Raw genomic sequence first — 13029 nt, forward strand, 5'->3', positions numbered from 1 at the left:
TACCTCCTTCTTTCTCCTGTCCCTACACTATATGCTTTTGTCACAAAAATGGACTGGGCACAAGCATAGCAGAAAAGCAAAAGCGCCACAGCTCTAGCTATAGATGAGTGAAATTGGCAGTGTAATTTCTCCATTGGCGCCTGTAGGAAACTTGACCAAGGGACGAGTCAATCCCCGACCTTTCGAAAACGTAGAAAACTGCTAGTCGCTGGCTACTTACACTAAACAATACAAAGACTCAATAACTCATAAGAAAAGGAAGCCAAAAACGAAAGGCTTCCTAATTTCTTCTTATAATGTTTCAAATCGTTCTACAAGCAGTGCCAATGTACGTACCATAACACCGGTTGCGCCAGAAGGTCCTAATTCATGTTCTTTACTTGTTGTAGCAGTTCCTGCTATATCCAAATGTACCCATGGAGTATCCTCGGCGAATTCACCAACAAATCCCCCGCCCATAATGGCATGACCTTCACTACCTGGAGAGTTATTTAGATCGGCAATTTTACTGCTTCGAATTCGTTTCTTATCATTTTCTGTATATGGAAGCAGCCAAATAAATTCACCCGCTTCAAACGATGCTTCTAATACTTGCTCATAAAATGCTTCATTGTTAGTCATCGCACCTGATTTATCCAAGCCTAGTGCTGTAATAACACCACCTGTTAATGTAGCAACGTCCACTAAATAGCTTGCACCATGGTGTTTCGCATAAGTAACGGCATCCGCTAACGCTAAGCGGCCTTCTGCATCTGTATTCAATACTTCGATAGTTTTTCCATTCATAGACGTTATAACATCATCTGGTTTAAATGCAGAACCGCTGATCATATTATCCGTGGATGGAATAACTGCAACAACATTTTGTTCCGGACGCAATTCCCCAATTACCTCCATTGCTCCTAATACAGCTGCAGCTCCACCCATATCTGTTTTCATTCCAACGATACCTGCTTTTGTTTTTAATGAGTAGCCTCCAGTATCAAAGGTAATACCTTTTCCTACTAGGCCAATTACATCTGTCCAATCTTCTTTTCCTTGATATTTCAGGACAATCATTTTTGGAGGCTCCACAGAACCTTTGTTGACAGCTAATAGAGCTCCCATACCAAGCTTTTCCATGTCCTCTTTTTCTAAAATTTCCACTTCAAATTCATACTTCTTACCAAGTTCTGCTGCATAATTTGCTAAATCTGTTGCAGTCAGCATATTCCCAGGCAAGTTCACTAATGTACGTGCAGAATTAGTTGCTTTACCATATGCATAGCCAACGGAAAGGGCAGCTTCTACTTCTCCCGAATCATAGCTAGAATATACAACTACTTTTTCAATATTTTTTTCGGGTTCATTGGACTTTTCCTTATAGCCATCAAACTTATATGTTGCTAATGCTAAAGCCTCACTTAATGCATGAGCAGCATCCTCATGTGAAAAAGTTTCTCCCACAAAAGTATCTAATGCAACAGCAACCATATGAACACCTGATGAATGAACCTGTTTAAAAGTCTTTCCAAAAGCTTCTTTTAGTTCTTGGAAGGTTATTTTCTTTTCTTTTCCTAATCCGACAAAGAATAGCCGTTTTGCAGGAACTTTCCCAAGAGTATGTACTTTAGAAACTTCCTTAAGCTTGGCGGAAATATCACCAGATTTAACAAGCTCTGTTAATTGACCTTCCAATGCTAGATCCAATTCTGAAAGCATACCAGAAAACTTTTCAGGCTGGTCCTTTAGCCCGATAATGATGCATTCCTGTTCATTTTTAAAAGGATTATTGCTTTCAATTAAAAACATCCTTATCACCCCCTTTATATTATAATGGAATATAAGAATTATTTCGAATGTGAAAATATATTTGTCAGAATCATTTACCCGTTATGATAAAATATTCATAAATGCAACAAAACGAGGTGTCCAATGAGGATTATTTCTATTTGTCCAAGTAATACCGAACTTTTGGCTTATTTAGACTCTCTTTCTATGCTTGTAGGCGTGGACGATTTTTCTGATTGGCCGGCTAGTATTCAATCCTTGCCAATGCTTGGGCCTGATTTATCGATTAGAATGGACGACTTAGAGAATCTTATGCCTGATCTCGTTCTAGCGTCCCTGAGTGTTCCGGGTATGGAAAAAAATATCGAAAAATTATCGGAACGTGGAATACCACACATCGTTTTAAACCCGCAAAGCCTCCAGGATATTGCAGATGACTTAATCAGAGTTGGTGAAGCCATTGGGCAAGCAAAAAAAGGCAATGATGCTTCAGAACAATTTTTGGAGAGGCTCTTAAAATATGAGAAAGCTTCCTCACAAATTCCAAACCCTCCCTCCTTGTATTGGGAATGGTGGCCGAAACCGGTCTTTACACCAGGAAGAATAAATTGGCTTACCGAAGTGAGTCGATACGCTGGTGGAGAAAATATATTTGCAGATATAGAAAAGGCTAGTGTTCAAACCGACTGGGATGATGTTCTCGAGCGCGATCCGGATTACATATGCCTAGCATGGGTTGGTATACAAGAAAAACGGGTAAATCCTAAGCTTGTTAAGCAGAGACCCAATTGGTCAAACATGAAAGCTGTTCAACAAAATAAAATTTTAGTGCTGGAGGAAGCTTTATATTGCCGACCTTCCCCGCGCTTGCTAAACGGTATTGATAAACTTGGAAAGATTCTTCACCCGCATATTTTTGGTAAGGATAAATAAACAAAAGCGCAGTATTCTGCGCTTTTACTGTTTCTTCATTTTCACATATTGTTGACGGAATACCTGCATTTTTTTATTATCATTTAACGCGGTCAGTTCCTTTTCCGACAGACTGCCCTCGCCCTTTTGGACAACATAGACTTCGAGTGTCTTTTTCCCCCATTGCTGATAGACATCCGCAACTGTTTCATAATATAAATCTAATTTGTTCCCTTGAATGGCACCACCCTTGTCCGCAACGACACCATATCCGTAACCAGGGATAAAAAGAATGGTCCCTATTGGGAATACATTTAAGTCAGCGGCTATAGTGGAATACAAGTCCCTTTTTACCTTTACTCCCGAATAAGTAATACCATAATCCGGATCATTAGCATATTTCCCTGTAGATTCTACGCCAGCTGTATAACCAGTAGCTGTTACGGTCACTTTTGGATATTGCGACCAATTAAACGCATCCTCTAATTTCGGAGTGGTCCCCTTTATAGACGTACTTGAAGAAATTTGAGTCTTTATGCTATCCATATGCTTTAAAGATTTTAAAGAGATATCTAAAGATTTATAGCTATTATTGTGATAAGTACTATTGTCATCCACAAAATCATGATCACCTGAGATATTTTCTGATACTAAATCCAATTCAGCCGCCTTCGCCTTAATTCCGGAAAGTGTTTGAAAGGTAGTAACTACTGCAATACAAAAAAGCAAACTCATCAATAATCGTTTCAACGTTTTATTCATATTCATTGTTTTTTCACTCCTCCCAAATCTATTACTTTCCCAATCTTTTTTAAAATATTCATGGAGAGAGAAAAAAACTTAAAATTCAAATGAGTAAAAATAGTAGAAAATCAACAGATAAGCTTGTAACACCATATTTTAAGACTGTCTCACACCTTTTTAAAGAATAAAAAAAAGCCTCTACAAAGAGTAGAGGCTTTAAAACATTCGATATCCTTTTTTACGTAATGTTTTCATCGTAATACCAGCAACAATGGCACCAAGTAACCCACAAATTAATATAATAATATCGGGAGCATGGAGTAATGATAATTTATCACCTAGTTTATGAAAAGCTCTGCTTGTATCTGTGAAATAATCGATAAATCGAACATCATCAATAATTAATAATGCAATAATTGGGTAAATTATTGCCATTAACCATGTCATTCTTAAAAGCATATTTAAAATAAATCCTATACCAAAAAATAAGATGAAAAATAATAGCATCGATATAATTAATACCGGAATAGTCATTTGCCCCGTCAGCCACATTCAAAACACCTCCTACGTCCATTAAACACTAAAATTAAGTGTACTAAAAAGGATCGATAGGAGTCAATGAAGAAGATTTGAACAATTCCAGAACAAAAAGGGTACAACAAGGCATCTTTGTTTTAAAAGCTTATTTAGTTCTTTTTACCTGTACCGCTGCAGCATGGACATGTTTCTGAACCGCCAAGTAATAGCTGAAAATATCCTTTTCCTGAGCAGTAAGTACAATTATTGTTATTGGAAGCTGAAGTTTTTCTTGTCATTTACTCGTCACTCCCTTTTCGAATTTTCTGATAATATACCATCTAATAGAAAATCCGTAAACATCTAATTCCACCCATGTAAGCGAATACAAGTAATCTTTTTTCCTCTATACACACTCAATCTCCATTTTTCTAAATATTTTAAAAACTGCAATAAAAAAGACGGAAACTTATCCCCGTCTTTTTTATTTATTAAAATAATTTAAATTTACCTTTTTGCAATACAAGTGATGTTCCGCCGACCATAAACAATGCACGATTATCGACAACTTTCTTCATAAAGGAAGCACTGGAGCCTTTAATTTTCTTACCGAAAACAACACCAATCGCATCATCTTCACCTAATGAACAAACAGTTCCTTTATCATCAAATACAAATGATTCTAAGTTTTCTTGATTATGCACAAGCTTCGCCAAGTTTTTCGCACAAACCTCACCTTGCTGCATTGCAATTTGCGCAGTTGGAGGATATGGACGGTTGCTTTCTTCGTTAATAATGAGTGAGCAATCTCCAACTACAAAGATATTGTTCTTATCAGGAATGCGTAAATCAAGATTTACTTTTACACGTCCGCGCATATTTTCAATTCCTGATTTTTCAATGATGGAATTACCACGAACACCTGCAGACCAAATTAATGTTCCACATTTAATTTCTTGTGGTTCCTCATCCTTTTTACCAATAATAACGCTATCTTCCTTAGCTTCTTGTACAGCCGTTCCGATATGGAATTCCACTCCTCTGCTTTCAAGTAAAGCAATGGCATAATCAACAAGGTCTCGGTCGAATTGAGGCAATACCATAGGAGATGCTTCCACACATACGATACGAACCTTTGAACGATCCACATCATATTCCTTGCAAAGCTCTGGAATACGATTTGTTAATTCTCCAAGGAATTCGATACCTGTGAATCCTGCACCACCAACTACTATGGTTAAGCGATCATCATTCTTCTCTTCCTCATTATGATAAGTAGCAAATTGATATTCAATATGCTCACGAATTTGACGTGCCGCATTTACATTTGTAATAGCATATGCATATTTATCTAGACCTTTAATACCAAATGTTTCAGAATCAGAACCAAGTGCGATAACTAGATAATCATACTCCACTTCGCCATTATCTAAGATAACCTTTTGCTCATCCACTTTAATTTCTTCTGCAGTTGCTTGAATAAATTGGACCTTGCTGCGATTAATTACTTTTTTAATGTCGTAGCGAACACGATCATGATGTAAAGTACCGGCAGATGCTTCATGTAACCATGTTGTTTCATAATGATACTCATTTTTGTTCACAAGAATAATTTCCGCTTCATTGCTTCCAATCTGCTTTTGAAGTCGAGTTACTGTCATTAATCCACCGTACCCGGCACCTAAAACTACAATCTTTGGCTTTCTCACTTGTATCACTTCCACCTTTTATTTTTTGTTGATGATGGTATCTTTATTATTTCCATCATATATCTTGCCTTATTAAAGTTTTTTCGTTTGTGATGATTTTCACTTATCACAGCACTTTGATGTAAAAAAAAATAAATATAAATGTCATAAAAAATTAACATAATTCCCTATTACATGATATGCCTTTTGCAGTTGTTTTTCAATATATATTTAGGAAAAAGAAAACTTAGGAATATTCAGTAAACTTGATATCAGTATTTTCTACTCCCTTATTATTTAAATTACATGATGATGGATGTGATGTGATATTATATATAGGAATAATTGTATTATTGGAGGGGTTCTTTTGAAAGAGGATCAAAAAGTATATGATATAACAATTATCGGAGGAGGACCTGCAGGTTTGTTTACTGCCTTTTATGGTGGAATGCGGCAAACGAGCGTAAAGATTATCGAAAGCTTACCACAATTAGGCGGACAACTTTCAACCCTCTATCCTGAAAAATATATTTATGATGTGGCAGGCTTCCCAAAGGTAAAAGCTCAAGATTTGGTCGATAATTTAAAGGAGCAAATCTCCATGTTTTCTCCAACCATATGTTTGGACCAAGCAGTAGCAGATATAGAAAGGCTTGAGGATGAAACTTTCAAGCTTGTAACGGATAAGGAAATTCATTATTCTAAAACAATCATCATTACAGCCGGAGTCGGTGCCTTTCAGCCACGTCGTCTAGAATTAGAAAATGCTGCTCAATATGAAGGGAAAAACCTTCACTATTTTATAAATGACATGCAGCAATTCGAAGGGAAAAAGGTTGCCATCCTTGGGGGCGGTGATTCTGCAGTAGATTGGGCTTTAATGCTGGAGCCTATTGCAGAAAAGGTTACTCTTATCCATCGAAGGGACAAGTTTCGTGCCCATGAACATAGTGTAGCAACCCTTCAGGCTTCAAAGGTTGAAATAAAGACCCCATTTGTCCCTATTGAATTGATTGGGGATGAAAATGAGGCAAAGCAGCTTATATTAGAAGAGGTTAAAGGTGAACGGAAAGAAACAATTGAATTTGACGCACTTATTGTCAATTACGGATTTATTTCCTCTCTTGGCCCAATAAAAGATTGGGGACTAAAAATTGAGAAAAACTCAATCGTTGTTAATTCAAAAATGGAAACAAATATACCTGGTATCTATGCGGCTGGAGATATTTGCACATTTGAAGGCAAAATTAAGCTCATTGCTACCGGTTTTGGTGAGGCCCCAACAGCTGTAAGCAACGCGAAGGCATACATAGATCCAAAATCACGCTTGCAGCCAATGCATAGTACTTCATTGTTCCCTTCATAAAAAAGTTATTGCTTTAGGCTTCTACTTATTCTTGGAAGCAAGGCGCTAGCGCTTTCCTTATATGTAGTCGATGACTGTTTGTATTTAATGAAAACAACATAAGTAATTAAAAATGCTCAGGGTATAAAAAGCTCTGAGCATTTTGCAATTTAATCGGCTTATGGAATTATTACCTTTCAATAATTTAAGTACAACTTACATACCCATAATTATAAAAAGGTTATAACCCTCACAAGGACCACGAATTGGTAGATATTAGATTTAAAACAACATCTATCTGAAAAGGGATAACATTATACTACGTCAATTATTACAAAACTCCTAAAATGTTTTTTGTTCCTCATAGTACTTAATATCACATTAATGATTTTTTTAAACAAGTGTCCTTCTATCTCAACAAGGAATGGAAAGGACGACAGTCACTCCATCTTTAGCTCTTGTCCCCATTAGTAAAAAATGCACGTTCTAACCCAACAAAGAAACGATTTTATTTTTTCCTTTTCGATTTTCCTAATAAACCTATTGCAGCTGCCACGCCAATGCCCACCCCAAACCATACAGCTAAGCTCAATACATTCACCTCCATTTAGATAAAAACGTTTTTTCCTATTTATACAGCTTAAATGTACTAAAGATTCACTAAAGTGCCTTCTGTTGATGAACAACTTATTTTTCTGTCAAAAATTCCAAAATATCAATTAATAAAAAAACAGTCCAATTACTAAGCTAATTGGACTGTTAATGGATATATTATTTATTCGAGATCAAAACCCGTACTTATTACAATTAAAAATCTTTCTTAGCAATTTTCTGGTGTACCCGCATTCGTTGCAGTCTTGAATGAAGAACCACAGCCGCATGTTACAAGCGCGTTTGGATTATCGATTGTAAATCCTCCGCCCATTAGGGAGTTTTTATAATCAATTTTTGTTCCCTTTAAAATTGGAGCACTTTCTTTATCAACTAAAATTGAGATTCCAAATTGTTCGTCCTCATGGTCTCCTTCTTTTTTCTCATGATCAAAGCCCATGCCATAGGAAAGACCGCTGCAGCCTCCGCCATTGATGGAAATTCGCAGAAATGCTCCTTCTTCCTCATTATGCTTCATCATATCCTTAATTTGATTTGCAGCTGATTCAGATAAAATAATCAATTCGCTCACAATATACACCTCCCATATGAATCAATAAATCATATATATATGAATATGTTCCATTACTTCTTTTTGTTTATTATAAACCCTTCCTTCTTATCTCTCAACCTTTCCGTCTTGTTATGCAAATCCCATCTTATTATTTCATTTCTCTAAATATATATATATAATAAAGGTATATAGTCTCAGTACAAATGTCACAAAATTATATATAAGGTGTTGATAAGAATGGACCAATTGTCACCTTTTTATGAAAAATCATTTGAATGTTATTTATGCAAAGGAACATTTACTTCTTTAAAAATACGTTCCAGGTTTGTAAAGGTTGATTATTATGATAAGGACTTTTGCCCTAACTACAAAACTAAAGAATTAAACCCAGTACTCTATAATATTTATGTATGTCCACATTGCGGATTTTCATTTTCAGATGAGTTTTCCAAGCATATTATTCCTGTTATTAAAAGCGAATTAATTGAAAAGGTAAGTAATCATTGGGTTCATCAGGATTTCGGTCAAAATCGCTCCATTCAGCAAGCTATTAATGCCTATAAGCTTGCCTCCTATTGCGCTGTAATTAAACAAGAGAAAAAGGTTACAATAGCAGGAATTTTTCTACGTATAGCATGGCTTTATCGATTATTGGAAAAAGAACAGGAACAGCAGCGATTTCTCCAAATAGCCGTTCAGGAATACAAAGATTCCTATATTAATGAGGATTTTCTAGGTACCCAAATGTCTGAAATGAAACTTTTATATTTAATTGCTGAAATACTACGGAGAACGGATCAATATGACGAAGCTGTCTATTATTTTTCAAAAGTAATAGAGAAACAATCCTCGGCTACAGAAAGAACAATTGTAGAAATGGCACGAGATCAATGGAATGAAATGAGAAAAGCAACAAGTTAACGCAAAAAGGAAAAGAACAGTTATACTGCACCCGGTTAGAGTAAAATCTAACCGGGTGCAGTACAATACTGTTCCTTTTTTTAAAACATTGGATTCTCTTCCAAGTATTTATATATATTTTCCACTAGTTCCTCGGCAGTATCCCCTTTCACATACTCGCCATTCACTAATGCAAACATTGCTTCGCCACATATATCACAAAAATCCAGACAGCTGTACTCTACAATGTCCAGATTTGGATCTTCTTCTAAAATTTCCAAAGCTTTGTATGAACCGCTAGCAAGATTGCTTGCACAAAACTCAATAATAGGATTCAAGATCATCACCTCTCTACCAATGATTATCCTACTCCATTTACAAACTATCGTCAACGAGACAGCAATAAGATATTCTATCATGAACATAAATAGGCTTGGTGACTTGCTCATTTGCGTACATCCGAATGAAATTAACCTTTAAATTTCACTTAATGCCCTTACGTGTAGAAAAGAGACGTGGAAATCTTCGAGCCGATAGCAGCTTGCGCTAAACGTAGAAAATTTCTAAAAAAGGAATCCAAAGGATTAATTATTATTATTTCAAAAAAGAAAAGGAGGTCCATACATTTGGACCTCCTGTTGATATTAATTTCTGGATACGTATCCGTGCTTTTCCAATTCCTCATATATATCTTTTAGGCGGGGATTCCCCTCACCGACAATATTTCCTTCTAATGTAACAACTGGATAGAACATATCCTCCGAAATAACTCTCTCCGCAAATCCTGCAAGCTCTTCATCACTTGGAGGATCAAAAATGTCCACATGAGTAATTTCAAATGGCTGTTCCGGGTATTTTCTTGAGATTGCTGCCTCCAGCCACTCATAGGTTTCTTTTGAGGATGGTAAATTGACACAGCTTGCACATAGTTGTTCAGCACCGTAGACGACAATTTTAACTTGTTTCATCACTATTTCTCTCCCCTTCTCTCTTTATTTTACACAAGATTTTAGGAAACGGAAGAAGAATTGGTAAATTCAATTCGAATTCCATAATAGATTTTTTTACATGAACTTATTATAATAAGAATATGGAAAGGAGTCGATTTTGCGTGGCTGAAGAAACTATTATTGAACAAGTTCAAGAAGTATTAGATAAATTGCGTCCATTTTTATTACGTGATGGCGGTGACTGTGAATTAGTGGATGTGGAAGATGGCATCGTGAAACTTCGTTTGCTAGGTGCTTGTGGAACATGTCCAAGCTCTACTATTACGTTAAAAGCCGGTATTGAACGCGCACTATTTGAAGAAGTTCCCGGTGTCGTCGAAGTAGAACAAGTATTTTAATTAGATAAGCGGATTTTCTAAATAATCTATTGTCTGGTAACAAGACCTTTGAAAAGCGATCCTTATAGGATCGCTTTATTTCATAAATACTTTATCCTAAAACATTAAACCAGCCAATCTCCGGAATATTCCATTTTACAGGATTCCTCCCTAACAACTGAAAAAAATTACCTAAAAAACTTTCGTATTCCGCCGAATCACGTATATGTTTATGAAGTCGCTCTTCCAGTTGTTTATGTTGTTTTTCTGAATTCGTTAAATAATATTGCTCTATGCATTCAACATAGTGGAGAGGAAACAAGAGTCTTGCATAAATCAACCTCCAAGAAAAACTGGATAGGGACGTTACACCTTGATACTCATCCAGGAAATTTTGAACATCCGGTAAAAATGATTTATTTTTTCGAAAGTATTGTTGCCTTATCCATTCAGCGATATCCCTCGATGCGTGATCAAAAACCCAATCAAAAGGATTTCGAATCCACATTCGATTTCCCCAAATATCATTGTTAAAACGTTCATGACATACTGTTCCAACATCAATATCAAGAGGTTCCTCATCCAGCTCTGTATCCACTATATATTGAATTGCATTTTCACATAATCCCATATAATATGGGTATGTTTCAACAAACATATGATCAAAATCATTATTAGGATTTTCTTGAACAACCTGATACCAAACCTTTTCAATTTGTTCTAATCTTTTCTCCCAATATACTTTCCATTTTCCGAGGCTGCTTGTATGCTGAATTTCGACCTGGATGGAACGTCCGCGCTGATGAAATTTTGCTAATTTCCTTCCAAAGCTTCTTTTTGCTGGGACTTTTGTATATGAATTTAATAATAGTACATAATCTTCCTCTTGATGTGTAACTAGAAACTTTTGATCCTTTGCTGCATAAAAGACGGAAACATTTCGATCCCCTTGACTCGCCAAATGGTCAGACATTAAATATAATTCCACCAACACTTCTTCCTTCATATTGGTAACAGGAACAAGAGTATATATTTTCTCTTCTTTTACATATCTTAAGTATTTACCGTCTAAAAAAGAAGTATCAGGAGTTATATTAAAATATTCCCTAAGGATTTCAATTGACATGCTAATCCTCCTTATAGAAGAAAATCATTCAAGGAAAATGCCATAAATCTGTATTCAATCATATATATGAATTAACCCCATTAATTATCACGTTTCAAATTAGACGGTAAAATCCAAAACAAAATTCTATTTTCGCATCTTTTAGGGAAAAATAAGAAATATAAAAAAGAAAAAGGTGACAATATGGAAAATAACCGAGCAATGAGTATATCCGAAACAACAGCACGGCTTTGGCTTAAAAATCGCGGAGTGGAATTGAAAGATATTGCAGAGCTAGTGATGTTTTTGCAAAAAAAATATCACCCTGATTTACAGCTTGAGGAATGCCTCGAAAATGTAGATCGGGTTATTTCAAAGCGCGAGGTTCAAAATGCCATTTTAACAGGAATCCAATTGGATATGCTTGCAGAAAAAGGATTATTAGATGAACCATTACAATCTATTATTGCCGTAGATGAAAGCCTATATGGGGTGGATGAGATTCTTGCATTCTCCATTGTGAATGTGTACGGATCGATCGGCTTTACCAATTATGGATATATTGACAAACTAAAGCCCGGTATCTTGCAGAGATTAAATGATCATACAAGCGGAGAATGCCATACATTTCTAGATGATATAGTAGGAGCAATCGCCGCTGCAGCCTCCAGCAGATTAGCCCATAGGGCCGACAATAATTAAAATTGAAAAAAGTAGGCGTGTTTTATCTACACGCCTCTTATTTTTATATAATCCATTTAGAAAGGGAGTCAACGCTGTAAGTAGGCTGAATGTCCTTGTCCTTAAGCTGTTCCTTCGTTGTTACTCCAGTATGAACTAATAATGTATCTATTCCGGTACGAATACCTGCCATTATGTCCGTATCATAAAAATCTCCTACCATTATGGTTTCCTCCTTTTTAGTTCCCAAGAACGCTAAGGCTTGTTCCATAATGATTGATTCAGGCTTTCCAATAAAAATTGGATTTGTTTGTGTTGACACAGAAATTACAGAGGTAATGGAGCCATTGCCCGGCAAAAATCCTCTTTCTGTCGGGAGAGCAATGTCTGCATTGGTTGAAATAAAGGTTGCCCCTCCTCTCACAGCAAGACATGCAAGAGCTAATTTTTCATAATTTATATCACGGTCAATTCCTACTACAACAAAATCTGGTTTTTCATCTATGAACTGAAAACCTTTGTCTTTCAATGCAGTTTTAATCCCCTCTTCTCCTATAACGTAGACCGATGCTTGCGGCTTTAGCTCATGCATATATTGTGCTGTAGCCATAGAGGTTGTAAAAACCTGTTCAGGTAGAGTGGGAATGTCAAATTCATTAAGCTTAGCAGCAACTTGATCCGGTGTTCTTGATGAATTATTGGTCACAAACAGATAGGGAATCCCTTTCTTTTTTAGACGAAGAATAAAATCTCCAGCCGCTTCAATTTTTTCCTTTCCCCGATACATTGTTCCATCTAAATCAATTAAATAACCTTTGTAACTTTTCATGTTCGTCTCCTTTACAAGAAAAAACGCTTTCATACCGAAAGCGAAAG

At 36.1% G+C, this 13029-nt stretch carries 15 protein-coding genes; 5 read left to right on the forward strand and 10 right to left on the reverse strand.

What is annotated here, in order from left to right:
• Positions 1-291: 291 nt before the first annotated feature.
• Positions 292-1791 carry a leucyl aminopeptidase gene (locus KHA87_RS11715; RefSeq protein ID WP_213094356.1) on the reverse strand — a complete coding sequence of 500 codons (1500 nt, stop codon included), beginning with the start codon at positions 1789-1791 and terminating at the stop codon, positions 292-294.
• Positions 1792-1914: 123 nt separating this feature from the next.
• Between KHA87_RS11715 and KHA87_RS11720 the strand changes: the two genes are divergently transcribed.
• Positions 1915-2703 (forward strand): cobalamin-binding protein, encoded by a 789-nt coding sequence (locus KHA87_RS11720; RefSeq protein ID WP_213094357.1) that lies wholly within the window; start codon positions 1915-1917, stop codon positions 2701-2703.
• 24 nt (positions 2704-2727) lie between these two features.
• Here the strand turns inward: KHA87_RS11720 and KHA87_RS11725 are convergent, their stop codons facing one another.
• From KHA87_RS11725 to KHA87_RS11740, 4 genes are all read right to left on the reverse strand, one after another.
• A complete protein-coding gene (locus KHA87_RS11725) occupies positions 2728-3444 on the reverse strand; it encodes a 3D domain-containing protein (protein WP_213095145.1) in 717 nt (238 codons plus the stop codon).
• A gap of 198 nt (positions 3445-3642) precedes the next feature.
• The gene (locus KHA87_RS11730; protein WP_213094358.1) at positions 3643-3978 is read right to left on the reverse strand and encodes a YuiB family protein; all 336 of its coding nucleotides are present in this window, start codon (positions 3976-3978) and stop codon (positions 3643-3645) included.
• Between the two features lie 134 nt (positions 3979-4112).
• Entirely contained in the window at positions 4113-4241 is a 129-nt protein-coding gene (locus KHA87_RS11735) for a YuiA family protein (protein ID WP_213094359.1), read from the reverse strand.
• A gap of 192 nt (positions 4242-4433) precedes the next feature.
• Positions 4434-5651: an NAD(P)/FAD-dependent oxidoreductase gene (locus KHA87_RS11740; RefSeq protein ID WP_213094360.1), complete on the reverse strand. Its 1218-nt coding sequence runs from the start codon at positions 5649-5651 to the stop codon at positions 4434-4436.
• A 346-nt stretch (positions 5652-5997) separates the two neighbouring features.
• Between KHA87_RS11740 and KHA87_RS11745 the strand changes: the two genes are divergently transcribed.
• Positions 5998-6996 carry an NAD(P)/FAD-dependent oxidoreductase gene (locus KHA87_RS11745; protein WP_213094361.1) on the forward strand — a complete coding sequence of 333 codons (999 nt, stop codon included), beginning with the start codon at positions 5998-6000 and terminating at the stop codon, positions 6994-6996.
• A gap of 799 nt (positions 6997-7795) precedes the next feature.
• Here KHA87_RS11745 and KHA87_RS11750 read toward each other — a convergent pair.
• Entirely contained in the window at positions 7796-8158 is a 363-nt protein-coding gene (locus tag KHA87_RS11750) for a HesB/IscA family protein (RefSeq protein ID WP_213094362.1), read from the reverse strand.
• 219 nt (positions 8159-8377) lie between these two features.
• Between KHA87_RS11750 and KHA87_RS11755 the strand changes: the two genes are divergently transcribed.
• Positions 8378-9061 carry a DUF2225 domain-containing protein gene (locus KHA87_RS11755; RefSeq protein WP_213094363.1) on the forward strand — a complete coding sequence of 228 codons (684 nt, stop codon included), beginning with the start codon at positions 8378-8380 and terminating at the stop codon, positions 9059-9061.
• Positions 9062-9141: 80 nt separating this feature from the next.
• On the opposite strand, the gene KHA87_RS11760 is transcribed toward KHA87_RS11755, so the two are convergent.
• Both KHA87_RS11760 and KHA87_RS11765 read right to left on the reverse strand, forming a co-directional pair.
• Complete coding sequence (locus KHA87_RS11760) at positions 9142-9381, reverse strand: YuzB family protein (protein ID WP_213095146.1); 240 nt, start codon at positions 9379-9381, stop codon at positions 9142-9144.
• 303 nt (positions 9382-9684) lie between these two features.
• Complete coding sequence (locus KHA87_RS11765; protein ID WP_249310369.1) at positions 9685-10008, reverse strand: YuzD family protein; 324 nt, start codon at positions 10006-10008, stop codon at positions 9685-9687.
• A 122-nt stretch (positions 10009-10130) separates the two neighbouring features.
• Here KHA87_RS11765 and KHA87_RS11770 point away from each other — a divergent pair, with 122 nt between their 5' ends.
• Positions 10131-10388: a NifU family protein gene (locus tag KHA87_RS11770; protein ID WP_249310370.1), complete on the forward strand. Its 258-nt coding sequence runs from the start codon at positions 10131-10133 to the stop codon at positions 10386-10388.
• A gap of 91 nt (positions 10389-10479) precedes the next feature.
• On the opposite strand, the gene yutH is transcribed toward KHA87_RS11770, so the two are convergent.
• Positions 10480-11493, reverse strand: coding sequence for a spore coat putative kinase YutH (gene yutH, locus KHA87_RS11775; protein ID WP_213094365.1), 1014 nt, complete (start codon positions 11491-11493; stop codon positions 10480-10482).
• A 183-nt stretch (positions 11494-11676) separates the two neighbouring features.
• Between yutH and KHA87_RS11780 the strand changes: the two genes are divergently transcribed.
• The gene (locus KHA87_RS11780; protein ID WP_213094366.1) at positions 11677-12174 is read left to right on the forward strand and encodes a phosphatidylglycerophosphatase A family protein; all 498 of its coding nucleotides are present in this window, start codon (positions 11677-11679) and stop codon (positions 12172-12174) included.
• Between the two features lie 43 nt (positions 12175-12217).
• Here the strand turns inward: KHA87_RS11780 and KHA87_RS11785 are convergent, their stop codons facing one another.
• The gene (locus KHA87_RS11785; protein WP_213094367.1) at positions 12218-12982 is read right to left on the reverse strand and encodes a TIGR01457 family HAD-type hydrolase; all 765 of its coding nucleotides are present in this window, start codon (positions 12980-12982) and stop codon (positions 12218-12220) included.
• Between the last annotated feature and the right edge of the window lie 47 nt (positions 12983-13029).

The sequence above is a fragment of the Bacillus sp. FJAT-49736 genome (assembly GCF_018343615.1).
In the GTDB taxonomy this organism is placed as follows: Bacteria; Bacillota; Bacilli; order Bacillales; family Bacillaceae_C; genus Margalitia.